24 protein-coding genes and 1 tRNA gene are annotated in these 25,673 nt (G+C 72.1%); 13 read left to right on the top strand and 12 right to left on the bottom strand.

Going from position 1 to position 25,673, the window contains the following annotated elements:
- The first annotated feature begins 196 nt into the window (after nucleotides 1–196).
- A complete protein-coding gene (gene clpS, locus LOC65_RS14075; protein ID WP_029718462.1) occupies nucleotides 197–556 on the top strand; it encodes an ATP-dependent Clp protease adapter ClpS in 360 nt (119 codons plus the stop codon).
- Nucleotides 553–2,865 (top strand): ATP-dependent Clp protease ATP-binding subunit ClpA, encoded by a 2,313-nt coding sequence (gene clpA / locus LOC65_RS14070; RefSeq protein ID WP_164962150.1) that lies wholly within the window; start codon nucleotides 553–555, stop codon nucleotides 2,863–2,865. The genes clpS and clpA overlap by 4 nt, the downstream gene beginning before the upstream one ends.
- 18 nt (nucleotides 2,866–2,883) lie before the next feature.
- On the opposite strand, the gene LOC65_RS14065 is transcribed toward clpA, so the two are convergent.
- From LOC65_RS14065 to LOC65_RS14045, 5 genes are all read right to left on the bottom strand, one after another.
- Complete coding sequence (locus LOC65_RS14065) at nucleotides 2,884–3,669, bottom strand: zinc-dependent peptidase (protein WP_230247919.1); 786 nt, start codon at nucleotides 3,667–3,669, stop codon at nucleotides 2,884–2,886.
- Nucleotides 3,669–4,475: a UDP-2,3-diacylglucosamine diphosphatase gene (locus LOC65_RS14060; RefSeq protein ID WP_009857302.1), complete on the bottom strand. Its 807-nt coding sequence runs from the start codon at nucleotides 4,473–4,475 to the stop codon at nucleotides 3,669–3,671. Before LOC65_RS14060 ends, LOC65_RS14065 begins: the two co-directional genes overlap by 1 nt.
- Nucleotides 4,475–4,975 (bottom strand): peptidylprolyl isomerase, encoded by a 501-nt coding sequence (locus LOC65_RS14055; RefSeq protein ID WP_009857303.1) that lies wholly within the window; start codon nucleotides 4,973–4,975, stop codon nucleotides 4,475–4,477. The genes LOC65_RS14060 and LOC65_RS14055 overlap by 1 nt, the downstream gene beginning before the upstream one ends.
- A 1-nt stretch (nucleotide 4,976) precedes the next feature.
- Nucleotides 4,977–5,540: a peptidylprolyl isomerase gene (locus LOC65_RS14050; RefSeq protein ID WP_009857304.1), complete on the bottom strand. Its 564-nt coding sequence runs from the start codon at nucleotides 5,538–5,540 to the stop codon at nucleotides 4,977–4,979.
- Nucleotides 5,541–5,608: 68 nt separating this feature from the next.
- Nucleotides 5,609–6,109, bottom strand: coding sequence for a tetratricopeptide repeat protein (locus tag LOC65_RS14045; protein ID WP_230247918.1), 501 nt, complete (start codon nucleotides 6,107–6,109; stop codon nucleotides 5,609–5,611).
- 92 nt (nucleotides 6,110–6,201) lie between these two features.
- Between LOC65_RS14045 and cysS the strand changes: the two genes are divergently transcribed.
- The 8 genes from cysS to LOC65_RS14005 all read left to right on the top strand — a co-directional run bounded on the left by cysS (nucleotide 6,202) and on the right by LOC65_RS14005 (nucleotide 12,835).
- Nucleotides 6,202–7,575: a cysteine--tRNA ligase gene (cysS, locus tag LOC65_RS14040; RefSeq protein ID WP_230247917.1), complete on the top strand. Its 1,374-nt coding sequence runs from the start codon at nucleotides 6,202–6,204 to the stop codon at nucleotides 7,573–7,575.
- 5 nt (nucleotides 7,576–7,580) lie between these two features.
- The gene (locus LOC65_RS14035; protein WP_310736930.1) at nucleotides 7,581–8,237 is read left to right on the top strand and encodes a DNA-3-methyladenine glycosylase; all 657 of its coding nucleotides are present in this window, start codon (nucleotides 7,581–7,583) and stop codon (nucleotides 8,235–8,237) included.
- Nucleotides 8,238–8,354: 117 nt separating this feature from the next.
- Entirely contained in the window at nucleotides 8,355–9,326 is a 972-nt protein-coding gene (locus LOC65_RS14030; RefSeq protein ID WP_009857308.1) for an acetyl-CoA carboxylase carboxyltransferase subunit alpha, read from the top strand.
- Nucleotides 9,327–9,328: 2 nt separating this feature from the next.
- A complete protein-coding gene (gene tilS / locus LOC65_RS14025; RefSeq protein WP_230247916.1) occupies nucleotides 9,329–10,618 on the top strand; it encodes a tRNA lysidine(34) synthetase TilS in 1,290 nt (429 codons plus the stop codon).
- Between the two features lie 75 nt (nucleotides 10,619–10,693).
- Nucleotides 10,694–11,968: an aspartate kinase gene (locus LOC65_RS14020; RefSeq protein ID WP_009857310.1), complete on the top strand. Its 1,275-nt coding sequence runs from the start codon at nucleotides 10,694–10,696 to the stop codon at nucleotides 11,966–11,968.
- Nucleotides 11,969–12,008: 40 nt separating this feature from the next.
- Nucleotides 12,009–12,101 (top strand) — tRNA-Ser (locus LOC65_RS14015).
- Nucleotides 12,102–12,269: 168 nt separating this feature from the next.
- Nucleotides 12,270–12,521 carry a type II toxin-antitoxin system ParD family antitoxin gene (locus LOC65_RS14010; protein WP_009857311.1) on the top strand — a complete coding sequence of 84 codons (252 nt, stop codon included), beginning with the start codon at nucleotides 12,270–12,272 and terminating at the stop codon, nucleotides 12,519–12,521.
- Nucleotides 12,518–12,835, top strand: coding sequence for a type II toxin-antitoxin system RelE/ParE family toxin (locus tag LOC65_RS14005; RefSeq protein WP_230247915.1), 318 nt, complete (start codon nucleotides 12,518–12,520; stop codon nucleotides 12,833–12,835). Before LOC65_RS14010 ends, LOC65_RS14005 begins: the two co-directional genes overlap by 4 nt.
- A gap of 211 nt (nucleotides 12,836–13,046) precedes the next feature.
- Here LOC65_RS14005 and LOC65_RS14000 read toward each other — a convergent pair whose 3' ends face one another.
- From LOC65_RS14000 to LOC65_RS13980, 5 genes are all read right to left on the bottom strand, one after another.
- Nucleotides 13,047–14,009: a universal stress protein gene (locus tag LOC65_RS14000; protein WP_230247914.1), complete on the bottom strand. Its 963-nt coding sequence runs from the start codon at nucleotides 14,007–14,009 to the stop codon at nucleotides 13,047–13,049.
- Nucleotides 14,010–14,312: 303 nt separating this feature from the next.
- Nucleotides 14,313–14,936 (bottom strand): N-acetyltransferase, encoded by a 624-nt coding sequence (locus LOC65_RS13995; protein ID WP_230247913.1) that lies wholly within the window; start codon nucleotides 14,934–14,936, stop codon nucleotides 14,313–14,315.
- Complete coding sequence (locus LOC65_RS13990) at nucleotides 14,933–15,805, bottom strand: hypothetical protein (RefSeq protein WP_230247912.1); 873 nt, start codon at nucleotides 15,803–15,805, stop codon at nucleotides 14,933–14,935. Before LOC65_RS13990 ends, LOC65_RS13995 begins: the two co-directional genes overlap by 4 nt.
- A 413-nt stretch (nucleotides 15,806–16,218) precedes the next feature.
- Nucleotides 16,219–18,957, bottom strand: coding sequence for a phosphoenolpyruvate carboxylase (locus tag LOC65_RS13985; RefSeq protein ID WP_230247911.1), 2,739 nt, complete (start codon nucleotides 18,955–18,957; stop codon nucleotides 16,219–16,221).
- Nucleotides 18,958–19,031: 74 nt separating this feature from the next.
- Nucleotides 19,032–19,397 carry a FlxA-like family protein gene (locus tag LOC65_RS13980; RefSeq protein WP_230247910.1) on the bottom strand — a complete coding sequence of 122 codons (366 nt, stop codon included), beginning with the start codon at nucleotides 19,395–19,397 and terminating at the stop codon, nucleotides 19,032–19,034.
- A gap of 170 nt (nucleotides 19,398–19,567) precedes the next feature.
- Here LOC65_RS13980 and LOC65_RS13975 point away from each other — a divergent pair, with 170 nt between their 5' ends.
- From LOC65_RS13975 to LOC65_RS13965, 3 genes are all read left to right on the top strand, one after another.
- Nucleotides 19,568–20,053 (top strand): hypothetical protein, encoded by a 486-nt coding sequence (locus tag LOC65_RS13975; protein WP_230247909.1) that lies wholly within the window; start codon nucleotides 19,568–19,570, stop codon nucleotides 20,051–20,053.
- A gap of 291 nt (nucleotides 20,054–20,344) precedes the next feature.
- Nucleotides 20,345–22,189, top strand: a complete 1,845-nt coding sequence (locus LOC65_RS13970; protein ID WP_230247908.1) for a methyl-accepting chemotaxis protein — start codon at nucleotides 20,345–20,347, stop codon at nucleotides 22,187–22,189.
- Nucleotides 22,186–24,057 (top strand): phosphodiesterase, encoded by a 1,872-nt coding sequence (locus LOC65_RS13965; RefSeq protein ID WP_230247907.1) that lies wholly within the window; start codon nucleotides 22,186–22,188, stop codon nucleotides 24,055–24,057. Before LOC65_RS13970 ends, LOC65_RS13965 begins: the two co-directional genes overlap by 4 nt.
- 25 nt (nucleotides 24,058–24,082) lie before the next feature.
- Here LOC65_RS13965 and LOC65_RS13960 read toward each other — a convergent pair whose 3' ends face one another.
- On the bottom strand, nucleotides 24,083–24,982 hold the full coding sequence (locus tag LOC65_RS13960) for a DUF2145 domain-containing protein (protein ID WP_230247906.1): 900 nt from the start codon (nucleotides 24,980–24,982) through the stop codon (nucleotides 24,083–24,085).
- A complete protein-coding gene (locus tag LOC65_RS13955) occupies nucleotides 24,982–25,446 on the bottom strand; it encodes a hypothetical protein (protein WP_230247905.1) in 465 nt (154 codons plus the stop codon). The genes LOC65_RS13960 and LOC65_RS13955 overlap by 1 nt, the downstream gene beginning before the upstream one ends.
- Nucleotides 25,447–25,673 lie beyond the last annotated feature (227 nt).

The raw sequence follows: 25,673 nt of genomic DNA, 5'->3' as shown, positions 1-25,673 counted from the left end.
GGAAGAGTGTCAAGGCGAAGTGACGCTCTGCTGTGTCGTGGATTCGACAAACATTGGTCAAATTGGTGCGCGGCCGCAGCAGAGCGCCCGAGTCCGTTGGGGGCTTGAACTTGCGCTTGCGGCATCAACATGTCCAGGGCGCGGGTCATGCAAAGTTGCCGTGAGCAGGCCCGGACAAGGTCGATAGAATGAATTCATGCCCGACGATCCGTCCGTCCCTCCGGTGAAGCCGCCGCCCCTGCCTGGCCAGGATGGTGGCGCGGGCGGCGCTGTCGTCGCCGAGCGCAAGGCGCAACGCGTCAAGCCGCCGAGCCTGTACCAGGTGGTGCTGCTCAACGACGACTACACGCCGATGGAGTTCGTCGTGATGGTGCTGCAGCACTACTTCCAGCGTGATCTGGACACGGCCACGCACATCATGCTGAAGATCCACCACGAGGGTCGTGGTGTGTGCGGGGTTTACCCGAAGGACGTTGCCGCGACGAAGGTCGAACTGGTGCTCGCCGCGGCCCGCCGCGACGGTCACCCGCTTCAGTGCATTATGGAGGCCGCATGATTGCGCAAGAACTGGAAGTCAGCCTGCACATGGCGTTCGTCGAAGCGCGCCAGCAGCGGCATGAATTCATCACCGTCGAGCACCTGCTGATGGCGCTGCTCGACAACCCGTCGGCCGCCGAGGTGCTGCGTGCCTGTGCAGCCAACATCGAGGACCTGCGCAAGAGCCTGGCGACGTTCATCAAGGAGAACACGCCGACGGTCTCGGGCAGCGAGGAAGTCGACACCCAGCCGACGCTCGGTTTTCAGCGCGTGATCCAGCGCGCGATCATGCACGTGCAGAGCACGGGCAGCGGCAAGAAGGAAGTCACCGGTGCCAACGTGCTGGTGGCGATCTTCGGCGAGAAGGACTCGCATGCCGTCTACTACCTGCACCAGCAGGGCGTGACGCGCCTGGATGTCGTCAATTTCATCGCCCACGGCATCAAGAAGAGCGACCCGCCGGAGCCGGCCAAGTCCAGCGACAACTCCCCGGGCGGCGGCGAGGGCGAGCGTGACGAGGCTGGAGGCGAAGGCAAGGGCTCGCCGCTCGAGCAGTTCACGCAGAACCTCAACGCGCTGGCGCTGGCCGGCAAGATCGACCCGCTGATCGGCCGCGAGCAGGAGGTCGAGCGTGTCATCCAGGTCCTCTGTCGTCGGCGCAAGAACAACCCGCTGCTGGTCGGCGAGGCCGGCGTCGGCAAGACGGCGATCGCCGAAGGCCTGGCCTGGCGCATCACCGAGAAGGACGTGCCCGAGGTGCTGGCGGACTCCACCGTCTACGCGCTCGACATGGGCGCGTTGCTGGCCGGCACCAAGTACCGCGGCGATTTCGAGCAGCGCCTGAAGGGCGTGCTCAAGCAGTTGAAGGACCAGCCGAGCGCGATCCTCTTCATCGACGAGATCCACACGCTGATCGGTGCCGGTGCGGCGTCGGGTGGCACGCTGGACGCCAGCAACCTGCTCAAGCCCGCGCTGTCCAGCGGCTCGATGAAGTGCATCGGCGCCACCACCTTCACCGAGTACCGCGGCATCTTCGAGAAGGACGCGGCGCTGTCGCGGCGCTTCCAGAAGGTCGACGTCGTCGAGCCGTCGGTCGAGCAGACGATCGAGATCTTGAAGGGCTTGAAGTCGCGCTTCGAGGATCACCACAACGTCAAGTACGCGCTCGGCGCGCTGCAGGCCGCGGCCGAACTGTCGGCCAAGTACATCAACGACCGCCACCTGCCCGACAAGGCGATCGACGTCATCGACGAGGCCGGTGCCGCGCAGCGCATCCTGCCCAAGAGCAAGCAGAAGAAGACCATCACGCGGGCCGAGGTCGAGGACATCGTCGCCAAGATCGCGCGCATTCCGCCGGCCTCGGTGTCCAGCGACGACCGCGACAAGCTGAAGACGCTGGAACGCGATCTGAAGAGTGTGGTCTTCGGCCAGGATCCGTCGATCGAGGCGCTGGCCTCGGCGATCAAGATGGCGCGTTCCGGCCTGGGCAAGCCCGACAAGCCGATCGGCTCGTTCCTGTTCAGCGGCCCGACCGGCGTCGGCAAGACCGAGGTCGCCAAGCAGCTGGCCTACATCCTGGGCATCGAGCTGATCCGTTTCGACATGTCGGAGTACATGGAGCGCCACGCGGTCAGCCGGCTGATCGGCGCGCCTCCGGGCTACGTCGGCTTCGATCAAGGCGGCCTGCTGACCGAGGCGGTGACGAAGAAGCCGCACGCGGTGCTGCTGCTCGACGAGATCGAGAAGGCGCACCCGGATGTCTTCAACGTGCTGCTGCAGGTCATGGACCACGGCACGCTGACCGACAACAACGGGCGCAAGGCCGACTTCCGCAACGTGATCATCATCATGACCACGAACGCGGGTGCCGAGACGATGAACAAGTCGACGATCGGCTTCACGACCCGGCGCGAGCAGGGCGACGAGATGGCCGACATCAAGCGGTTGTTCACGCCCGAGTTCCGCAACCGCCTCGACGCGATCGTGTCCTTCCGCGCGCTGGACGAGGAGATCATCCTGCGCGTCGTCGACAAGTTCCTGCTGCAGCTGGAGAGCCAGCTCGCCGAGAAGAAGGTCGAGGTCACCTTCACCGACAAGCTGCGCCGGCACCTGTCGAAGAAGGGCTTCGACCCGCTGATGGGCGCGCGGCCGATGCAGCGCCTGATCCAGGACATGATCCGCCGCGCGCTGGCCGACGAACTGCTGTTCGGCCGCCTGGTCGACGGCGGCCGCCTGACCGTCGACCTCGACGACAAGGACGAGGTGCTGCTGGACATCCAGCCGCCCAAGCGCAGCGACAAGCCGCGCACCGAAGCGACGCCGGCCTGAGGCCGCGCTCGTGTCCGATCAGGCGGCCTCGGCCGCCGGGTCCTGCCGGTAGTAGCGAACGAACACCCCGTACAACACGGGGTGTTCTTTTTTCATCGCCTCGGGGGCGACGAAGAAGGCTTCGCTGGCGACGGCGAAGAATTCGTCGGGCGATTGCGCGCCGTACGGGTCCAGCGCGGTGTCCTCCTCGGCGTCCACGCGGCGGCAGAAGGCCTCGTAGTCGGCGTCCAGCACGGCGACCCACTCGCTGCGCGGCAGATTGTGCGGCAGCAGCGGCACGCCGTCGGCGACCCCGTCGGCCATGTCGAGCACGTGGGCGAACTCGTGGATGACGACGTTGTAGGCGTCGGCGGCGCTGCGGCCGGCGGCACGCACGTCCTGCCAGGACAGCATCACCGGGCCGCCTTCCATCGCCTCGCCGGACAGCAGTTCGTCGTACTCGTGCACGACCCCGTCCTCGTCGACGGTGGAGCGGCGCGCGACGACCTGGTCCGGGTGCAGCACGATGCCGACGAAGCCGTCGTAGGCCTCGAGCCCCAGGCGCAGGACCGGCAGGCAGGCCTGCGCTGCGACCGCGACCGCGACGTGGTCGGTCAGGCGCACGCCGGGCTGGGCGCTGAACTCCTTGCGGTCCAGGAAAAGGCTGGTCAGGCGGCGCAGTGCGGCCGCGGTCTCGGGATCACGGCGCTTCAGGAACGGGTAGCGCCCCAGCGTGCGTTTCCACAGATCGTCGGGGATCGGCCGGCGCGCGACTGCGGCGTCGTCGCGGCGTTCGCGCAGCCGCCCCAGCAGGCGCTGCCACATCAGGCGCCGGCCGCCGTGGCCGGCGGAACACGTTGGAAACCGTCGCGCGTCAGGCGCAGCACCTCGGCACGCGGGGCGCGAGCATCGTCCAGATCCCAGTCGGTGAGCACGTGGCGGCGGTAGCCCGGGGCCAGCGTTTCGCTGCCCGGGCGATGGGTGTGGCCGTGCACCAGTTCGGCGGCGCCGACGGCATGCATCCAGGCCACCGCCGTGGCGGCGTCGACGTCGGCATGACGCGAGGCGTCGTCCTGGCGTGCCTCGCTGCGGCGGCGGATGTCGGCGGCGATCGCCAGCCGTTCGTCCAGCGGCCGCGAGAGGAAGTCACGCTGCCAGCGCTCGTCGCGCACCAGGGCGCGGAAGGCGAGGTAGTCGCGGTCTTGCAGGCACAGCGCGTCGCCGTGCATCAGCAGCACACGCCGTCCCCAGGCGTCGAGCAGTGTCGGGTCGGCCAGGCCCATGACGCCTGTTTCGCGCAGCAGGCGCGCGCCGACCAGGAAGTCGCGGTTGCCGGCCATGAACGCGATGCCTCGGCGGCTGGCCGCCTCGGCAAGAACGTCGGCGCAGCCGGCCTCGAACGGCCGCTGCCGCACGTCGTCCCCGACCCAGGTCTCGAACAGGTCGCCGAGGATGAACACCGCGTCGGCGGGGGTGTGCAGCAGGTGAGCGCGCCAGGCTTCGACGGTGCGCGGCAGCGACGGCGCGAGGTGGATGTCGGAGATGAGGTCGATCGTGCGCCACTCGCGCGGCGCCTCGAACTCGAAGAACGCGGGCAGCGCCGCCACGCCTTCGGCGCTGCCGTCGGACATCAGGCGACCTCGGTGGCGCGGTCGATGCGCACGTCTTCCAGCGGCACGTCGTCGTGGTAGCCCTTGCGGCCGGTGCGAACACGCTCGATCAGGTCGACGACCTCGGTGCCCGACACGACCTTGCCGAACACGGCATAGCCCCAGCCGTCCTGGGCGCGGTCGTTGTCGAGGAAGCCGTTGTCGTTGGTGTTGATGAAGAACTGGGCGCTCGCCGAGTGCGGGTCGGAGGTGCGCGCCATCGCCAGCGTGTAGCGCAGGTTGCGCAGGCCGTTCTTGGCTTCGTTCTCGATGCCGGCGCCGGTGGGCTTCTGCTTCATGCCCGGCTCGAAACCGCCGCCCTGGATCATGAAGCCCTTGATGACGCGGTGGAAGATCGTGCCGTCGTAGTGGCCCTTCTTCACGTAGTCGAGGAAGTTGGCCACCGTCACCGGGGCGCGTTCGTCGTCGAGCTCGATGACGATCGTGCCGGCGGTGGTCTCGAACTGCACTTGTTTGCTCATGTCATTTCTCCAGGGTGGCCTTGCGGATGATCACCGGCGTGACCGGCACGTTCTGGTGCGGGCCCGACGATGTGGTGGGCGTCGCGACGATCTTGTCGACGACGTCCATGCCCGCGGTCACGCGGCCGAAGACGGCGTAGCCGTTGCCGTCGCGTGCGTTGGGCTGGTCGAGGAAGCTGTTGTCCGCGACGTTGATGAAGAACTGCGCGGTCGCCGAGTCGGGCACCATCGTGCGCGCCATCGCCAGCGTGCCGCGGGCGTTGGACAGGCCGTTGCGGCTTTCCAGCGCGATCGGCTTGCGCGTCGGCTTCTCCTTCAGGTCGGGCTTCATGCCGCCGCCCTGGACCATGAAGCCCGGGATCACGCGGTGGAAGATGGTGCCGTCGTAGTGGCCGGCCTTGACGTACTGGACGAAGTTGTCGACGGTCTTCGGCGCCTTGGCGGCGTCGAGTTCGACGACGATGTCACCGGCGCTGGTGGCCAGGCGCACGGTCTGCGCGAAGGCGGGCACGGAGGCCAGCGCCGCGGCGGCGGCGAAGGCGAACAGCTTGGCGTGGCGGAGCATGGAAGGCCTCGATTTCGGGGTGCGCGGAGTCTAGCGGCGCCGGCCGGAGCCGGTGGCGGGGCCCGGTGTCAGCGGGGGCTCGCCGCCAGTTCGCGGGCGATGCGGATGCGCTGCGCGAGCCCCGGGTCGCCCGGCGACGCGGCGTCGGCCGCCTCCCAGGACTGCAGGGCCAGACGCAGCAGAACGTCGCCGAGGTTGCGGCGCGCGAGGTGGTGCGACGGGTCGTTGCGCAGCGCGGTCTCGAGCGCGACGCGCGCCTCGTCCAGCCGCCCGGCGCGGGCATGCAGCAGGCCCAGGTTGTTGTAGGGCTCGGGCAGTTCCGGGTAGTCCTGGGTCATGCGCTCGAAGGCCTCGAGCGCCTGGGCGTCGCGCCCCAGGTCCATCAGCGCGACGGCGCGCGTGAAGCGCAGCGCCGCGTCGTTCGGGCGCTGGGCCAGCGCCGTCTCGGCGCGCGCCAGCGCCGCCTCGGGCTGGCCGCCTTGAAGCAGCCGCTGGGCCTCGCTCGACTCGTCGGCGTGCGCGAGGGCGGCGGCGCTCAGCGCGAGCGCGGCGATCAGGACACGAAGCATCGGCGGCAGGGGGTCTGGAGGGCAGGCCGCGAAGGTCGGCCCGCTATACTGAAAGATTGTATCGGCGCGCCCCACCGAAGAATTCCGACTGCATGACGCTCCGCCTCCACAACACCCTGACGCGCCGCCTCGAGACCTTCGTTCCCCTCGAGCCCGGCCGTGTGCGCATGTACGTGTGCGGCATCACGGTGTACGACCTGTGCCACATGGGGCACGCGCGGATGAACCTGGCGTTCGACGTCGTCTACCGCTGGCTGAAGGCCAGCGGCTACGAGGTCACCTACGTCCGCAACATCACCGACATCGACGACAAGATCATCCGCCGCGCGCTCGAGCGCGGCGTCGGCATCCGCGCGCTGACCGACGAGATGGTCGCGGCGATGCATCGCGACTTTGCCGCGCTCGGCCTGGAGCCGCCGACGCACGAGCCGCGCGCCACCGAGTTCGTGCCGCAGATGCTCGACATCATCGGCCGGCTCGAGCGCAACGGCCTGGCCTACCGCGCCGACGACGGCGACGTGAACTTCGCCGTGCGGCGGTTCCCCGGCTACGGCAAGCTCTCGGGCAAGTCGCTCGACGAGCTGCGGGCCGGCGAGCGTGTCGCGGTGGCCGGTGGCAAGGAAGACCCGCTGGACTTCGTGCTCTGGAAGTCGGCCAAGCCCGAGGAGCCGGCCGAAGCGAAGTGGGACAGCCCCTTCGGCGCCGGGCGCCCGGGCTGGCACATCGAGTGCTCGGCGATGAGCTGCGCGCTGCTGGGCGAGCGTTTCGACCTGCACGGCGGCGGCATGGACCTGCAGTTCCCGCACCACGAGAACGAGATCGCGCAGAGCGAGGGCGCTTTCGGTCATCCGTTCGTCAACTACTGGCTGCACAACGGCTTCCTCAACGTCGACAACGAGAAGATGTCCAAGAGCCTGGGCAACTTCTTCACCATTGCCGACGTGCTGAAGAAGTTCGACGGCGAGACGGTGCGTTTCTTCATGCTGCGCACGCACTACCGCAGCCCGTTCAACTTCGCCGACTCGCTGCTCGACGAAGCGCGTGCCGCGCTGCGCCGTCTCTACACCGCGCTGGACGGTGCCGACGCCGTGGCCGGCGAGGTCGACTGGAGCGACCCGCGCGCCGCCGCCTTCAAGGCGGCGATGGACGACGACTTCAACACGCCGGGCGCGCTGGCCGTGCTGTTCGATCTGGCCAACGAGTTCAACCGCAGCCGCGACGCGGCGACGGCCCGGCTGCTGGTGTCGCTGGGCGCCGTGCTCGGCATCCTGCAGCAGGCGCCGCGCGCCTTCCTGCAGGCCGGTACCGGTGTCGACGATGCCGAGATCGCGCGCCAGATCGAGGCGCGTGCCACGGCCAAGCGCGAGCGCCGCTTCGCCGATGCCGACCGCATCCGTGCCGAACTCGCTGCGCAGGGCGTCGAGCTGAAGGACACGCCTCAGGGCACGACCTGGGTGAGGGCCTGATCCGGATGTCGCCTCGCGATCAGATCCTTGCCGTCACGCCGGCTTATTGGGACGACGCCTGCCGCCACCTGTCGCGCCGCGACCGGGTGATGAAGAAGCTGATCCCGCGTTTCGGCGAGGCCCGGCTGGAAAGCCGCGGCGACGCCTTCACGACACTGGCGCGTTCGATCGTCGGCCAGCAGATCTCGGTGAAGGCCGCTCAGTCGGTGTGGAACAAGTTCGCCGCGCTGGTCGAAGGCCCGGCGACGCACCTCGCGCCGCAGGCCGTCAACACGCTGGACCCGCAGACGATGCGTGCCGCCGGGCTGTCGGCGCGCAAGACCGAGTACCTGCTCGACCTGGCGCGCCACTTTGTCGACGGCACCGTGCACGTGGCCGACTGGCAGCAGATGGACGACGAGGCGATCATCGCCGAACTCGTCGCGATCCGCGGCATCGGCCGCTGGACCGCCGAGATGTTCCTGATCTTCCACCTGATGCGACCGAACGTCCTGCCGCTGGACGACCTCGGCCTGCTGAAGGGCATCAGCCTCAACTACTTCAGCGGTGAGCCGGTGTCGCGTGCCGAGGCGCGCGAGGTCGGCGAGGCGTGGGCACCGTACCGCTCGGTGGCCACTTGGTATATTTGGCGGAGCCTGGATCCGCTGCCCGTGAGTTATTAGGCTCCCCCCCCGAAGCGCCTTCGGCGCTCCCCCCCAGGGGGGCGCCGCCAGCGGACCGGCGGAGCCGGATCCGCGGCGGCCGCTTGGTGAGTCGTCCGTCAGATTGCGAGTAGACGCATGAGCAAACGCCATTTCCTCGAGTTCGAGCAGCCGATCGCCGAGCTGGAATCCAAGATCGACGAGCTGCGCTTCGTGCAGAACGAGTCCGCGGTCGACATCTCGGAGGAGATCGACCGTCTGGCCGACAAGAGCGTGCAGCTCACGAAGGAGATCTACTCCAGCCTGACGCCGTGGCAGGTCACGCAGATCGCGCGCCATCCGCAGCGGCCGTACACGCTGGACTACGTCGCGGAGATCTTCACCGACTTCCAGGAGTTGCACGGCGATCGCCACTACGCCGACGACCAGTCGATCGTCGGCGGCATGGCGCGTTTCAACGGCAACGCCTGCATGGTCATCGGCCACCAGAAGGGCCGCGACACCAAGGAGCGCACGGCGCGCAACTTCGGCATGTCGCGCCCCGAGGGCTACCGCAAGGCGCTGCGCCTGATGCAGCTGGCCGAGAAGTTCGGCCTGCCGGTCTTCACCTTCGTCGACACGCCGGGCGCCTACCCGGGCATCGGTGCCGAGGAGCGCAACCAGTCCGAGGCCATCGGCCGCAACATCTTCGAGATGGCGCGCCTGGAGGTGCCGATCATCACGACGATCATCGGCGAAGGCGGCTCCGGCGGCGCGCTGGCGATCAGCGTCGCCGACCAGGTGCTGATGCTGCAGTACTCGGTGTACTCGGTGATCTCGCCCGAAGGCTGCGCCTCCATCCTCTGGAAGACCGCCGAACGCGCCTCCGACGCCGCCGAGGCGCTGGGCATCACCGCCCACCGCCTGAAGGCGCTGGGCCTGGTCGACAAGATCGTCAACGAGCCGGTCGGTGGCGCGCACCGCGATCCGAAGTGGATGGCGGCGCAGCTCAAGCGCGGCCTCAACGACGCGCTGCGTCAGGTCGTCGACCTGAAGCCGAAGGAGCTGCTGGACCGCCGCTACGAGCGCCTGCAGTCCTACGGCCGCTTCAGCGACACCAAGGAGCGCTGACCTTGCCCGCCGCGGTGGCGGTGGCCGCCAGCGGCGGCCGCGACTCCACCGCGCTGCTGCACGCCACGGCCCGCGCCGCGCGTGAACTCGGCGTCGAGGTGCACGCGCTGCACGTGCACCACGGCCTCGTCGCTTCTGCCGACACCTGGCTCGCCCAGTTGCGTGCGCAGTGCGCGCGCTGGGCACGTTCCGGTCTGCCGCTGCACTTCCATGCGACGCGCCTGGCCGGTGCCCCGGCGCGCGGCGAAAGCGTCGAGGCCTGGGCACGGCGCGAGCGTTACGCCGCGCTGGCGGCGATGGCCCAGGCCGCCGGCTGCGATCTGGTGCTGCTGGCCCAGCACCGCCGCGACCAGGCCGAGACGCTGCTGCTGCAGGCGCTGCGCGGCGGCGGTGCCGAGGCGCTGGCGGTGATGCCGCGCCGCGCCGAGCGCGACGGTCTCGTCTGGGCGCGTCCCTGGCTGGACCGTCCGCGCGAGGAGATCGAGGCCTATCTGCGCCGCCACCGGCTTCGCTGGGTCGACGACGAAAGCAATGACGACGAGGCCTTCTCGCGCAACCGTCTGCGCCGCCAGGTCTGGCCGGCGCTGCTGGCGGCTTTCCCCGAGGCCGAGCAGCAGCTCGCCGCGTCGGCCCGCCGCGCCGCAGAAGCGGCCGCGGCGTTGCGGGTGCTGGCGGACACCGAGCTCGTCGCACTGAGTGACGGCGACGGCGCGCTGGACGTCGCCGGCTGGCGGCGGCTGCCCGAGACCTACCGCGCGCCTGTGCTGCGCCGCTGGCTGCAGTCGGTGCTCGCCCGGCCGGTGCCCGAGTCGCTGGTGCGGCGCCTGGCCGACGAACTGCCGGCCGTCGCCTGCGCCCGCTGGCCGGCGCCCGGCGGCGAGCTGCGCCTGCACGACGCGCGGCTGGTGTACGTGCCACCGCAGGCGGCCGAGGCCGTGGCGCCCGAGTCCGTGGCGCTGGACCTGTCGTCGCCGCGTTTCGTCGAGCTGCCGTCCTGGGGCGGCGTGCTCGAGGTGAAGGCCGTCGCCGAGGGCGGCGTCTCGCCGTCGTGGCTGCGCGCCGCCGAATTGCGAGCACGCCAGGGCGGCGAGTCCTTCCAGGCCGCGCCGCGTGCGACGCCACGCGCGCTGAAGAAGCAGTTCCAGGCCCGGCGCGTCGCCGCCTGGGACCGCGCCGGGCCGCTGGTCTTCAGCGGCGAGCAACTCGTCTTCGTGCCCGGCCTGGGCATCGACGCACGTTGCCGCGCGGCGGCCGGCGAGGCGCAGCTGGCGCTGTTCTGGCGGCCGGCCTGAATCCGGCGTCATCTTCCCGCAAGGGAAAGCCCGCGCGGCCCGCTAAAATCGCGCGTTTTCGCTCGTTACCGATCCATGGGACTGATCGTTCACAAATACGGCGGCACGTCGATGGGCTCGACCGAGCGCATCCGCAACGTCGCCAAGCGCGTGGCCAAGTGGGCCCGCGCCGGCCACCAGATGATCGTCGTGCCGTCCGCGATGAGCGGCGAGACGAACCGCCTGCTGGGCCTGGCCAGGGAACTGCAACCGGCCACGATGACGCCCGAGGCGCTGCGTGAGCTCGACGCCATCGCCGCCACCGGCGAACAGGTCTCGGTGGGCCTGCTGGCGCTGGCGCTGCAGGCCGAGGGCCTGCCGGCGGTCAGCTACTCGGGCTGGCAGGTGCCGGTGCACACCGACACCGCCTACACCAAGGCGCGCATCAGCAGCATCGAGGACGAGCGCGTGCGCGCCGACCTCGCCGCCGGCAAGGTCGTCATCATCACCGGCTTCCAGGGCATCGACGACCTGGGCAACGTGACGACGCTGGGCCGCGGCGGCAGCGACACCTCGGCGGTGGCCGTGGCCGCAGCGCTGAAGGCCGACGAGTGCCTGATCTACACCGACGTCGACGGCGTCTACACCACCGACCCGCGCATCGTGCCCGAGGCGCGCCGCCTGGCGACCATCAGCTTCGAGGAAATGCTCGAGATGGCCAGCCTCGGCTCCAAGGTGCTGCAGATCCGCTCGGTCGAGTTCGCCGGCAAGTACCGCGTGCCGCTGCGCGTGCTGTCCAGCTTCACGCCCTGGGACATCGACATCGCCGAAGAAGCCCGCTCGGGAACGCTGATCACTTTCGAGGAAGACGAGAAGATGGAACAAGCCGTCGTGTCCGGCATCGCGTTCACGCGCGACGAGGCCAAGATCACCGTGATGGGCGTGCCCGACAAGCCCGGCATCGCCTACCAGATCCTCGGCCCGGTGGCCGACGCCAACATCGACATCGACGTCATCATCCAGAACGTCTCGCACGACGGGAAGACCGACTTCTCGTTCACCGTCAACCGCGGCGACTACCCGCGCGCAATGGACCTGCTGAAGAACCAGGTCGCCCCGGCCACCGGTGCTGCCGAGGTCATCGGCGACCCGAAGATCTGCAAGGTGTCGATCGTCGGCATCGGCATGCGCAGCCACGTCGGCGTCGCCAGCTCGATGTTCCGTGCCCTGTCCGAAGAGGGCATCAACATCATGATGATCAGCACCAGCGAGATCAAGACGAGCGTCGTGATCGCCGAGAAGTACATGGAACTGGCGGTGCGCGCGCTGCACAAGGCCTTCGATCTCGACCAGCCTGCAGAGGGTGCTTAAAAAATCTTGAAAAGTGCGGCTAGAATGCCGCCTCTTCGCCGGAGTCGTGACCGAGTGGCCGAAGGTGCTCCCCTGCTAAGGGAGTATGTGGGCAAAACCTGCATCGAGGGTTCGAATCCCTCCGACTCCGCCAAGCGAACAAACGCAGCCTGAACAAGGCTGCAACGAGAAAGCCGCCAAGTCGCGAGACCTGGCGGCTTTTTTCTTTCCCGCGAGCTTGTTGCGGATGCCGTGGCGCCCCTCGCATCAGGCGCAAGGTCACCATGTTGACAACTATTGATAGTGCGCCGACGATGCGTCCATGAGCAGCAACACCATGAGCTTCGCTCTGCCGGAAGCGATGCGGCAGTACGTGGATCAGCGCGTGCGCTCGGGGCAGTTCGGCAACACGAGCGAGTACCTGCGGGAGCTGATCCGCCGCGACCAGGAGGAGCAGGCCAAGAAGCGGCTGCGTGAACTGATCGAGGAAGGTCTGAGCTCCGGGCGCGGCGAGGTGTTGACCGCAGAGCGGGCGCTCGAGCTGCGGCGTCGAGCGCTGGGTGACTCGCGTTGAAGCCCGCGAGGCTTCGTCCGCGCGCGGAGCTTGATCTTGTCGAGGTGGCCGGGCACTACGCTCGGGAAGGCGGCCGCGCTCTCGGCGAGCGCGTCTTCGACGCGGCACTGGAGGCACTCGTTCCGATCCAGCGGATGCCGGGGCTGGGGTCGCCGCGCCTGGGCCTGCTGTGCGAGATCCCGGGGCTCCGCTCGTGGCGGGTGGCCGGATTTCCGCTGCAGTGGCTCTACCTCGAGGCCGAGGACCACGTCGACGTCGTTCGCCTGCTCGGCGACCGGCAAGACATCATCGCGATACTGGGCGGCGACGGCTGAAAGCCTGGACAAGGACGGTCGGGCCGTGCGTGTGGGGACGCCCGGCGGGAGCGGCCAAGAACCTCGAAAAGTCGCTTGCCGGCATCGTCATTCGGCTCTCTCCGACTCCGCCAAACGACCGAGCGTCGCCTGATCAAGGCCGCAAAGAGAAAGCCGCCAAGTCGCGAGACCTGGCGGCTTTTTTCCTGGCGGCGCGCCGCCGGCCGGATTGCTAACGGCCGATCTGCGCGTCTTCCGTCAGCGGCGAGCCGACCGGCACGACGAGCACGTCGTGCGGCGAGGCGCGCAGCACGCTGCGGGTGACGCTGCCCAGCAGCGCGTCCAGCCACGGCGCCTCGGTCGAGCGGCCCACCACCACCAGCATGCCGCCCTCGGCCGGGCGGCGCACGAGGATCTCGGCGGCGACGTCGTCGCCCAGCGCCAGCATCACGCGCAGGCGATCGGTCTGCGGCTGCAGCGTGTCGGCGACACGCTGCAGCTGCGCGGCGCGGCGCCGCAGGTCCAGCTCCAGCCAGCGCAGCCCGTCCTCGCCGTGGCGCAGCTTGCCCGGCCGCCACTGGCGCAGCACGTGCAGCAGCGCCAGCTCGCCGTCGCCGGCCAGCGCGGCGGCCCAGCGCGCCACGCGCTCGGGCTCGGCCTGCAGGTCGACGGCGGCCAGCGCCTGCCGGTACGGCAGCCCGCAGGGCTCGTTGACGACCAGCAGCGGCACCGGCAGCACGCCGGCCAGCCGCACGGCCGGGTTGGGCCGCCAGAACGACGCCAGGCCGTCGGAGCGCCGGTTGGCCGTCACGACGAGGTCGGTTCCGCCCAGCTGGCCCAGCACCTCGCGCAGCCCGCGCATCGGCGTGTCGCCGAGTTCGACCGGGACCTGGCTGCGCCGTGCCGCGCGGCGTGCCATGCGGCTCAGGCGGGCCCGCAGCAGGCCGTCGGAGATGTCGCCGCGGCCGGCCCAGCCCAGCAGCCGCAACCTCGCGCCGTGCGCCGCGGCGAGGCCGGCGGCACGCTGCAGCGCGGTCTCGGACGCCTCGGACAGCTCGCCGAGGACGGTGATCGAGCGCAGCGCGACCGGCCAGCGTGCGCCGGTGGCGGCAGGAACGGGTTCCGGGCCCGGGGACGGGGCACGGGCGAAGTCGAGCGCGCGGGCGCGGCGCTCGGCGATATCGGCGGATGGCATCGGCAACTCCCTCGAGGGCGCGGCCGGCGGGCCGCGGGACGCACGGTCCGGCCCGGCGATAGAGGTGTGCTGAAGCTGAGGTGGAGGGCTATCGCCGGGCCCGGGGAAGTGCTGCCGGGGTCCAGGGCTCCCGGACGCGGCACCTGCGCGCCGTCGGTGCGCCGCGCACCGCGGCACCGCGCGCAGTGGCGGCGGCGAAGGCGGGGCGGGCAGGCGAGACCATGGCGCCAGTATCGGCCGAGGGGGCGCGCGCGGGCAACGCATGCCCGCGCGCCGCGTGCCGGATTGGCGCCGCCACCGGCTTCATTCCGGCGGGTGCAGCAGGCCGGCCTCGGCGGCCAGCCGGGCCTCGTCCCAGCCGCGGCCCAGCAGCAGCATGCGGGTGTGCAGCTCGTCGTGCAGCGCCGGGTCGACACGCTCGCCCAGCGCACGCAGCTCGCGGTCGCGCAGCTGCACGTAGCGCAACGGGTAGTGCCGCGCCAGATGCCGCCACAGCGCGTGCGCACCGGCCGACTGGCGGGCGCCGGTGATCAGGCAGCAGCCCGCGTCCAGGCTGCGGCGATAGACCGCGGTCGCCAGACCGCGGCGGCGGTAGCCGGCGCGGTACTTGGAGTGCGGCGCACGCAGATGGCGGTCGGCGCGTGTGTCCAGCTCGATCAGGCGGTTGAACACCGTGTAGCCGGCCAGCCGCTGGCGCACGACGTCCTCGACGTAGACGTAGAGCTCGCCGTCGGCCTCGCGCCAGTGCAGGCGGAAGCCCGGCTGTGCCGCCGGCTCGCTGGCGATGCCGTGCAGCGTGTCGCCGGGCCGGCGCAGGCGGCGCTGCAGCGTATCGAGCTCCTGCTCCAGCCGGGCCTCGTCGGGGTCGACGTCGATGCGCAGCTCCAGCCGCGGCCAAGGCGGCCAGACGGCCAAGGCGGCGCTCATGCGCCCTCCGCCGCCGGCAACCAGGCACCGCTGCGCAGCTCGCCGGGCCGGGTGCGCGAGACCACGCGCCCGCAGGACGACCACGCTTCGCGGCGCACGCTGGAGCCGGCGTGCACGCCGTAGCCGTCGCCGCTGCGCACCTCGCCGCCGGCGACCAGGCTCTCGCCGGCGCGGATCGCGCCCTCGGCGACGATGTCGCCGCCGGCCACCACGCCCCAGCCGGCGTCCAGGTGCACGCCGCTGCGCACGTCGCCCGCGGCCTGCACGCCGTGGCCGACCTTCAGCCCTTCGCCGCAGACGACGTGGCCGCCGGCGCGCAGGCTCTTGCCGCAGTCGGCGTGGCCGCCGACCTCCAGGTCGCCGGCGACGACCAGCGTGCCGCCGACCGTCAGCGCGCCGACGCAGCCCAGGTCGCCCTGCACACGCAGGTCGCCGCGGCAGACCAGGCTGCCGTGGGCCTCGACGCTCCAGCCGGCGACGAGGTCGCCGCCGCAGCGCAGCCGCTCGGCCTGCAGGCCGCCGCCGCAGCGCAGGTCGCCGTCGACGACCAGCAGCGTGCCGGCGCGCACGCCGCCGCCGGCGCTCAGCGAGCCGCCGACACGCAGCACGGTGTCGACGTCGACGCCGTGGCGCACCTGCAGCGAGCCGGGGAAGGCGAAGGCCGGGGCCGACAGCTCGTCGAGCACGCGCACCGTGTCGACCGGGCCGAAGCGGTCGATCAGCCAGCAGGCGTCGTCGACGCGGCCGTCGTCGACCAGCGCGTCGATGACCTTCAGGTATTCGGCGGCGCTGGTGAAGCGCCGGGCGAACCAGCGGTAGCCGCTGGCGCAGGAACGTTTGGCCCGCAGGGCCGTCGTGGAGATCTCCATCTGCACAACCTCGTGTCGAGGCACGCGGCGGCGCCGCGTGCGAACGGGGGGAGGTCGGGAGGCGGCCCCGGCGCACGCGGGCGTGCGGAGGCTGTTGGCGGGCGCCATGCGCCCCTCGACCTGCGGTCTCGATGCAGGGCAGGGCCCTGCCGGCCCGCCGTGCGTGGACTTCAGGCCTGGACGGTGGGCCGAAGTCCGCGCACGGCCGCGGAGGGCACGGCCGGAGATCCGTAGGAGCGCAGCGCCGCCAGCGCGCGGCCGACGCGCATCGCGCCCGGCGCCAGGCCCACGAGCGCACCGGCCGGGAGGCAGGCACGGCACGGGCGGCGGTTGGGGGTGGCGGAAGGCATCGGAGGGGCGCGGGCGCTGTTGGCCCCGCCATTATCGGCCCTGCGCGCCGCCGGCGCCCCGCGTCAGCCGGTCGACCCCAGCCCGCCGGCGATCGCGTTGACCGTCAGCAGCAGCTGCGGCGCCAGCGTCGCGGCCTCGGCCGGGTCGCGCTCGCGCGCGGCGCGCCAGCGGCGCAGCAGCGCGAGCTGCTGGCGGTGCAGCACACGCAGCCCTTCGGCGCGCACCTGCACCATGGCGTGGATGTTGGGCCGCCGCTCGGCCAGCGGCGCGCCGTACAGGCGCTCGAGCAGGCGGCCGGTGCGCTCGTGCTCGCCGACGATGGTCCTCATCATCGTCTCGCGCAGTGCCGCGTCGTCGACCAGCGCCGCATACCAGCCCATCACCTCGCGGTCGGTGGTCGCCAGGCTGGTGGCGGCGTTGCTCAGCACGTAGTGCAGCGGCGCCCAGGCGACGAGCTCGCGCTCCAGCGCCGCGAAGGCCGCCGGGTCCTCGGCGAGCAGCCGCTCCAGCGCGCTGCCCACGCCGTACCAGCCCGGCAGCAGGAAACGCGACTGGTTCCAGCTGAACACCCAGGGGATGGCGCGCAGGTCGGCCAGCGTCGCCTGGCCGCTGCGCCGCGACGGCCGCGAGCCGATGCGGCTCTCCTCCAGCGCGTCCACCGGCGTGGCCTGGCGGAAGAAGGCGAGGAAGCCCTCGGCGCCGACGAGCGCCCGGTAGCTGTCGCGGCTCCAGGCGGCCAGCCGGTCCATCGTCGCCTCGAGCGGATGCGCACCTGCCGGCGCGTGGCGGTCCAGCAGCAGGCTGCGCGCCGTGCCGGCCAGCAGCAGCTCCTGGTGGTAGGCCGCGGTCACGCCGTCGGCGTACTTCTGGGCGATGACCTCGCCCTGTTCGGTCAGGCGCAGGTCACCGCCCAGCGCGCCGGCGGGCATGGCCTTCAGGAAGCGGTGCGTCGGGCCGGCGCCGCGGCTGATCGTGCCGCCGCGGCCGTGGAAGAAGCGGATGCGCACGCCGCGCTGCCGTCCGACCTCGCTCATCGCCGCCTGTGCGCGGTACAGCGCCCAGAAGCTGGCCAGCAGGCCGCCGTCCTTGTTGCTGTCGCTGTAGCCGACCATCACCTGCTGCACCGGCTGCGGCTCGCCGCCCTGGCGCTGCTGCAGCGCCAGGCTGCGCCGCGTGACCGGGTGGTCCAGCAGCTCGGCCAGGATCGCCGGGCTGCGCTGCAGGTCCTCGATGGTCTCGAACAGCGGCACCACCGGGATCGGGCAGGCCGGGCCCTCGGGCGTGTCGACGAGCAGGCCGACCTCGCGCGCGAACAGGTGCAGCACCAGCAGGTCGGCGGTGCTGCGCGTCATGCTGACGATCAGCGCGCCGATGCCGGCCGGGCCGTGGGCCCGGAACTCCTCGTCCAGCACGCGGTAGCAGTCGAGCACGGCGTCGGCCTCGGCGCCGAGGCCGGCACCGCTGCGCGCCCGCGTGAACGGCCGCGGCGACGCCAGCTCGGCGTCCAGCAGCGCGCGCCGCCGCGTCTCGTCCCAGTCGACCACCCGGTGCTCGGCGAACCCGGCGGCGGCCAGCAGCTGGCCCAGCGCCAGGTCGTGGAAGCGGCTGTTCTGGCGCACGTCCAGCGTCGCGAGGTGAAAGCCGAAGGTCGCCAGCACGCGCCGCAGCGGCGCCACCGCCTGCTCGGCGATGCGCCGCGCGCCGACCGCGTGCAGCGAATCCTCGAGCAGCGCCAGGTCGGCGTCGAGCTCGGCCGGGCCGGCGTAACCGGCGCCGCCGGCCGGCAGCCGCGCCAGCATCAGGTTCACCCACTGGCGCCAGGGTTCGTTGGGGTTGCGCTTCAGCGCCGCGGCGCCCGCCTCGCCGAGCGCTGCGGCGGTGGCCTCGACGCGGGCCAGCAGCGCGGCCGGCGGCGCCTGCAGGCGGTCGGACAGGCTCAGCCGGCGCACCAGCGCCTGCAACTGCTTGCGCAGCAGGTCCAGCGCCTGGGCGCGCAGTTCGGCGAAGCTCGTGCGCGTGACCTCGGCCGTGACCAGCGGATGGCCGTCGCGGTCGCCGCCCACCCAGGTGCCGTAGACGAAACGCGGCAGCGCGTCGGCGCCACCCAGCAGCGCGGTGTCCAGCCCGGCGTCGTGCCAGGCCTGGCGCAGGCGCAGGTCCGTCTGCGGCTGCACCGCCGGGAACACCGAGCGCAGGTAGTGCAGGACGTTGCGCCGCTCGGAGGCCAGGTCGGGCTTCTCCAGGAAGATCTCGCCGGTGCGCCACAAGGTCATCAGCAGCGCCAGGATCTGCTCGCGGATCGCGGCCTGCTCCGGCGGCGTCCAGCCCGGCCGGGCGCGCTGCTCCAGCAGCCTGTCCAGCGTGCGGTGGTGTTCCAGCACGGTGGCGCGCTTGGCCTCGGTCGGGTGGGCGGTCAGCACGATCTCCACACGCAGCTCGCGCAGTGCCGCGGCGATCGCCGGTGCCGGCACGCCGCGGTCGCGCAGCTGCGCCAGCGTGTCGCCCCACAGCGCCGGCAGCGCGGCCAGCCCGCGTTCGCATTCGACGCCGCGCCGGAAACGTGCCGCCGCACGCTGCTCCACCATGCCCAGCAGCTGGAAGGCGATCGACAGCGCCTGCACCAGGCGTTCGGCGGGCAGGTCCTCGGGCACCACCACTGCAGCCTCGTCCGCCCAGGGCAGGGCCTGCGCCAGCGCCGGTTCGCCGGCTTCGTGCAGCACCTCGCGCAGCCCGGCCATCACGTAGCGAAGCTCTTCGGCGAAGGCCGCGGGATCGATCGTCAGCTGGCTGTTCAGGCTCATCGGGCGTCCTCGTCCGCAACTCGGTGCCGCCGAGTATGCGGGCCGCCCGTCGAGGGGATTTGCCGTGTGCCCGGTCAGGCCACCGCGATCAGCGACGAGGTGGCGGTGCTGCTGCCGGGCCGTGCCGCCGCGGCGGCGCCTTCGGTGCCCGGGACACGGGCCTGCCCGTCGCCGCGGCCCTGCGCCTGGCGTCGTTGCGCCTGCTCGGCCTGCTGGCGGTACAGCTCGGCGAGCTGCGCCTGCACGGCCTCGATGCGCGCCTGCAGCAGCTCGCTCTGCTTCTGCTTGTCCTTGGCCGGCAGCTCCGAGTGCACGACCTCCTGCTGCTGCTTGGACAGCGTCGTGATCTGCTTGAGCAGCGCCTGGATGCGCGACTTCAGCGAGGCATCGGAACTGCCGCTGCCGGCGCTGGCGGTCACCGTGGACATCTGGACGTTCATCGTGCCCTCCCCGGGGCCCGGCTCTCGCTGCCATTCGTCATGCCCGGTGATCGGCCTTCAGGCGCCGGAACTGAAATCGCGCCACTGGCTACCGCTGTCACGATTTGACACGAATCGCCGGGAATACTCGCGCCACGGGCTGCTCTCCGCCGGTCCGCCTGCCCCACGCCATGGAACGCAAAGGCCGCCGCTGGCGCAAGACCGATTTGTCGCGCCGTTTGTTGAACGACCGCGCCGCCATGCCGCCGGCCTGGCGCATGTGGCTGATCACCGTCGACGGCCGGCGCAGCGAAACCGAGCTGCTGACCCTGGCCGCCGGCCTGGGCCTGGACGGCTGCGCGTTGATCGAACGCCTGGCCGCCGACGGCTGGATCGCCGACGCCGCGCCTGCCGCGCCGCCGCCGGCCGACGCCACGCCCGCGCGCCGGCGCCTGGCCGCGGCGCGCATGTTCGCCATCGACCTGGCGGCGCGCATGCTGGCCGGGCGCGACGCCGAGCTGCGTGAGTCCTGGCGCGAGGTGCAGGACGAAGCCTCGTTCGAGCGCTGGCTGGGCGACTGCGCCGGGCGCATCGCCGAAGCCGCCGGGCAGGACCGTGCGGCGCTTTTCGTGCAGCGCGTCGAAGGCGTGCTGGCCGAACCCGAGGTCGTTGCCTGAATCTCCTCGCAGATTTTCATGGCAATTTCATGACGATATCTTGAAGGTTTATTTTGGTGCCCTTCATGTCGCCTGAACATGACTCTTTGATGACCTCCGGGGCGATATTTCAGCTGTTTTCTTGAGTTTCGCTGATTAACTTCCTAGGGGTTTTCGCCGATATTCCTGGCGTTTTCCCGACGACCGGCCGCGCGGCCGGCTGCCATGACCTCGTTTCCTGATTCCGTCGTCCCGTCCACGCGCGGCCCGCGAGCCCCGAGATCGTCGACCGGTGGCCTCTGGTCTCTCGGCATGCGTCTGTTCGGCCCGCTGCGCCTGCGTGCCAAGGCCGCCGTCATCTGCGCCGTGCTGCTGGCGCCGGCATTCGTCACCGGCGCTGCGCTGGTGCGCGCCGGGCTCGAACAGGCGCAGGCCGCCCAGGCCGAACGCGATGCGCTGGCCGTCGCCACGCAGCTGCTGCCGCTGGCCGAGGCGGTGCAGACGCTGCAAGGCGCCGCGCGTGCCGTGGCCGCCGGCCACGAGGCCGCGGCGGCCGACTATCGCCAGGCGCTGGCGCAGGCGCGCGGCGCGGCTGCGGCGCTCGGCGACACGCCCGCGGCGCCGTCGCTGGGCAAGCTGCGTGGCCGGCTCGGCAGCTTGCCGGCCGAGGCGGCGGCCGACCCGGCGCTGGCCGACGCCGCCGATGCCGCGGCCACCGAGGCCGCGGCGCTGATCCCGGCGCTGCTGGGCCAGGGCGAGCTGGCGCACGACGCCGACCCCGAGGTCGCCGACCCGGTGCGCCGGGCGCTGGTGGCGTTGCCGCGCGCCGCGGCCGACAGCGCCTCGCTGTGGGGCTGGGCGGTGCACGGCGTGGTGCGCGGCGCGCTCGACGAGCCGGCGCAGTACCAGCGCCAGGCTGCCTGGCAGGCGCGGGCGACGGCGGCGCTGGCCGACGCCGGCCAGGCCGCCTCGCCGGCCGCCGCATTCGTGCAAGCTGCGGACGTCTCGGCGCTGGTGCGCGACGCCTTCACGCCCGACGAGGTCTACGCCCAGGGCCGCGCCGCGCTGCACACGCTGTGGCAGCAGGCGGCCTCGGCGCTGCCGGCGGTCGATGCGCGGCTGGCCGAGCGCCGTGCCGAGCTGGCGCGCCGCAGCGCGCTGCATGCTGCGCTGCTGGCCGGCGCGCTGCTGCTCGCCGCCTACCTCTTCGTCTGCTTCGCCCGCTCGCTGGAGTCGGGTTTCGCCGCCGTCGGCCAGGAACTCGGCCGCATCGCGCAGGGCGACCTGCGCCCGGCGCCGCTGCCAGCCGGCCGCGACGAGGCCGCCGAGCTGCAGCGCAGCGCCGCCGCGGCGCGAGAGTCGCTGCGCGCGGTCGTCGAGCAGGTGCGCACCGCCGCCGAGACGGTGGCCCGTGCCGGCCGCGAGATCGCCGCCGGAGCCGGCGATCTGTCCACGCGCAGCGGGCAGGCCGCCGCCGGCCTGCAGCACACGCATGCCGCGCTGGAGCGCATCGGCCGCGACGCCGCCGACGGCGAGCAGCGCTCGGGCCGCGCCGCCGTGGCGGCCGACGCTTATGTCCAGGCCGCGCGCGTCAGCCAGCAGACGATGGACGAGGCGGTGCGCACGATGGCGCGCGTCGACGCCTCGGCCGGGCGCATCGCGGCCATCGTCGACACGATCGACGGCATCGCCTTCCAGACCAACCTGCTGGCGCTCAACGCCGCCGTCGAGGCGGCGCGCGCCGGCGAGCAGGGGCGCGGCTTCGCCGTCGTCGCCGCCGAGGTGCGCCTGCTGGCGCGGCGCTCGGCCGACGCGGCGCGCGAGATCCAGGGCCTGATCGGCGAGAACGTCGACGGCGTGCGCGCCGGCAGCGCCGTCGTGCGCCGTGCGGGGGAGCACATGCAGGCCATCGTCGGCGAGGCCGGCGAGGCGCGGGCGCTGGTGGCGACGATCGCCGAAGGCGCGGCACGCCAGGGCCATGAGGTGCGCCAGGTGGTCGCCGCGCTGCAGGCGCTAGACAGCGCGACGCAGCACAACGGCGCGCTGGTCGAGCAGACCGCCGCGGCCACCGCCGAGCTCGAGCGCCAGGCCCGCGAGCTGGTCGCGACGGTGGCGCGCTTTCGCACCGGCGCGGGCAGCCAGGGAGACGTCGAATGAGCGCGCTGCCGCTGTTCCATGGCCACTCCAAACCGGTATCCGACCCGATGAAATTCGATCTCGGCGACACCTCCCGGCCCCTGGCGCGCCTGATGCTGGAACGGGCGCTGGAGATCCATTTCCAGCCCATCGTCTCGCTGGCCGACGGCCGCATCCACGCCCACGAGGCGCTGGTGCGCGGGCCGCGCGGCACCGCGCTGCACGGCGCCGAGGCGCTGCTGGCGCAGGCGCGCCAGGAGGAGCTGCTGCAGGAGTTCGAGGTCGCCTGCGTCGTGCTGGCGCTGGAGCGCTGGGCGGCGATGCGCCAGGCCGGGCGGCTGTTCATCAACATCAGCGCCTCGGCGCTGGTGCGCTGCTTCGCCGGGCGCAGCGCGCAGGACATCGCCCACAGCGTGCAGCGCTGGGGCGTCAACCCGCAGAGCGTGGCCTTCGAGATCACCGAGCACGAACGTGTCGCCGACATCCCGCTGCTCGTCGAGATCGCCGACGGCGTGCACGGCGCCGGCATGAGCTTCGTGCTCGACGACTTCGGCGACGGCCGCTCCAGCCTGCGGCTGTGGTCCGAACTGAACCCCGACGTCGTCAAGATCGACAAGTACTTCAGCCGCGACATCGCGCAGAACCCGAAGCGGCTGCGCACGCTGCGCGCGCTGATGCAGATCGCCGACACCTTCGGCACGATGCTCGTCGCCGAGGGGGTCGAGACGCAGGAAGACCTGCGCGCGCTGCGCGACCTGGGTTGTCCGCTGGCCCAGGGCTACCTGCTCGGCCGCCCGGCGGCGTCGCCGCGCGCCGCCCCTGAGCCCGAGGCGCTGTCGGTGCTGGGTGACCGCCAGATCGCCGTGCTGCCCACCGAACGCACCGCGCCGCTGCCGCGCCGGCTGAGCCAGGCCAAGATCGTCGAGGTGCCGCCGGTCGGGCTGGACGCCAGCAACGACCAGGTCGTCGCGATGTTCACCGCGCACCCCGAATGGCACGCCATCGCGCTCGTCGACGGCGAGCGCCCGGTGGCGCTGGTCGGCCGCCAGCAGTGCCTGGACCGCTACGCCAAGCTCTACTTCAAGGAGGTCTGCGGGCGCAAACCCTGCCTGGCCTTCGCCAACACCGAGCCGACGCTGGTCGACGTCAACGCCGGCATCGACGAGCTCGCCGAGTTGCTGACCTCGCCCGACCAGCGCTACCTGAGCGAAGGATTCGTCTACGTCGAGAACGGCCGCTACCGCGGCCTGGGCACCGGCCAGCAGCTGGTGCGCCAGGTGACCGAGAGCCGCATCGAGGCCGCGCGCCACGCCAACCCGCTGACCTTTTTGCCCGGCAACAGCCCGATCAGCGAGCACATCGAGCGCCTGCAGGCCGCCGGCGCGAGTTTCGTCGCCTGCTACGCCGACCTGGCGCAGTTCAAGCCCTTCAACGACCACTACGGCTACTGGTGCGGCGACCGCATGATCAAGCTGCTGGCGGCGACGATCCAGGCCCATGCCGACCCGCGGCGCGACTTCGTCGGCCACGTCGGCGGCGACGACTTCGTCATCCTGTTCCAGAGCGCCGACTGGCGCGCACGCTGCGAGCGCATGGTGGCCGATTTCGACGCCGCCGCGATCGGCCTGTACGACGCGGACGCGCAGGCCGCCGGCGGCATCCGCGCCGAGGACCGCCACGGCGTCGAACGTTTTTTCGGCTTCGTCTCGGTCTACATGGGCGTCGTCGAGGTCGCGGCCGGCACGCTGTTCCGCAGCGCGTCCGATGTCGCCAGCGCCGCGGCGCGCGCCAAGCAGACCGCCAAGCAGACGGGTCTGTCGATCCACGTGCAAGGCGTGGCGCCGCTGACAGCGCTGCGGCCGGCCGAGGGCGTGACGCCGCTGCCCTGAGCCGCCCCGCGCGCCGGCGCGGTGCTCAGTCGTCCAGCGAGACCGCCTCGTCGCCCGGTGCGGCGCTGCAGTCGGCCGGCAGCGGCGCGCCGCCGCGGCGCACGACGGCGCGGCCGCCGGCGTGGCAGAACTCCAGCCGCTGCGCGCCCGGCAGGCGGCCCTGCACGAACGCCTCGATCGACGCCGGCAGGCTGACGTGCATCGTCAGCGCCTGCAGGTCGGCCAGCGGGTGGTCGCGCACGTGCAGATGGGGCACGAACTGGGCGGCGAAGACCAGCGCGTGCGAGCCCACCGCCACCGCCGTCGGCGTGTAGCCCTGCGCACGCAGCCAGGCCTGGGCCTGTTCACGCGGCTCGGCATCGGCGGCCAGCGGCTGCCAGGCGTCGGCCAACAGCTCGGCGACCCACTGGTTGCAGTTCTGGTAGCGCGTCGACCAGGCGTGGGCGTTGGCGCTGTAGGTGCCGCCCAGCAGGCGCAGCGCGCGGGCGTTGTCCAGCGCCGCGGCCTGCACCGCGCGGCCGTCGGCGGCCGGCAGCAGCAGCACCGAGACGAAGCCGCGCTCGGCGTCGTCGGTGCCCGAGACGAAACCGGCCAGCCCCTGGTCGAACAGCCGCGGGCGGGCCTCGTCGCAGGCGTAGTAGAGCTGGCGCACCGCCCAGGGCGCGAGCGGGTGCTCGCGCAGCGCCAGCGCGGCGTGCGAGTAGCGGATGCCGAATCGGCCGAGGTCGGTGCCCGAGCGCGCCACCAGCGCCGCGGCGGCGTCCGAGCGCAGCAGCGCCTGGCGCACGAGCCCGGCGAACTGCAGCAGGCGCGACTGCTGCAGCGCGCTGATCGTCACCGGCCGCGCGCACAGGCCGGGCAGCGCGGCGGCGGCCGGCGTGGCGAGCGTGCCCAGCAGGGCCGCCGCGGCGGCGGCCCGGCGCATCAGAGCGTGACGGCGCGCGGTGCCAGCTCGCGCTGCGGCGCGTCGTGCAGCGCGAGGAAGAAGGGCTCGGGCGTGTCGCCGCGGCGGAACTCGTAGCCATGGCCGCGCTCACGCGCCCGGATGCGTTCGCCGGTGGCCAGCGGCTGCGCCAGCGCCCCGGCGGGCACGTACAGGCGCAGTTCACCGCCGGCGCCGGCGTCGTCCAGGCGCTGCAGCGTCAGGCGCAGCTCGCCGGGGCGGCCCGGGGCCTGGGCCACGTCGACGACGCGGTAGTCGCCGGCGACACGGTCTGCGGCCCGGCTCGAGCTGTCGCTGGAGCCCTCGATCGAGTGCGAGACGCTGGCCGACGAGGCCGACCCCGCACTGGAGGCCGAGGACGCCAGGCTCTCGGCGTGGGCGTTCAAGGTGGTGGCGGCCAGCACGGCGGCCGCGAGCAGGGCGGGGCGGATCGTCTTGAAAGGCATCGGAGCGCGAAGGCAGGTCGGAACACCGAGCGTACCCGGATTCGCGGCCCTGGTTGCCGCGGCCACCGGTGGCGGGCGGGCGCCGCTTGCGCGCCGCCGGCCCGTCGCAGCGATGCGCCGCCGTCCCCCGATCCGCGGGGGATAGGGGCCGGGACAGCCTTCATGGACGCGCTGCGGTGCCCGGCCTACGCTGCCGCGGCCACGGCCGGCCCGGGCCGTCACGACAC

The sequence above is a fragment of the Rubrivivax sp. JA1055 genome (genome assembly GCF_020966565.1).
Lineage (GTDB): Bacteria > Pseudomonadota > Gammaproteobacteria > Burkholderiales > Burkholderiaceae_C > Rubrivivax > Rubrivivax benzoatilyticus.
This window is presented reverse-complemented; position numbering and strand designations above follow the sequence as displayed.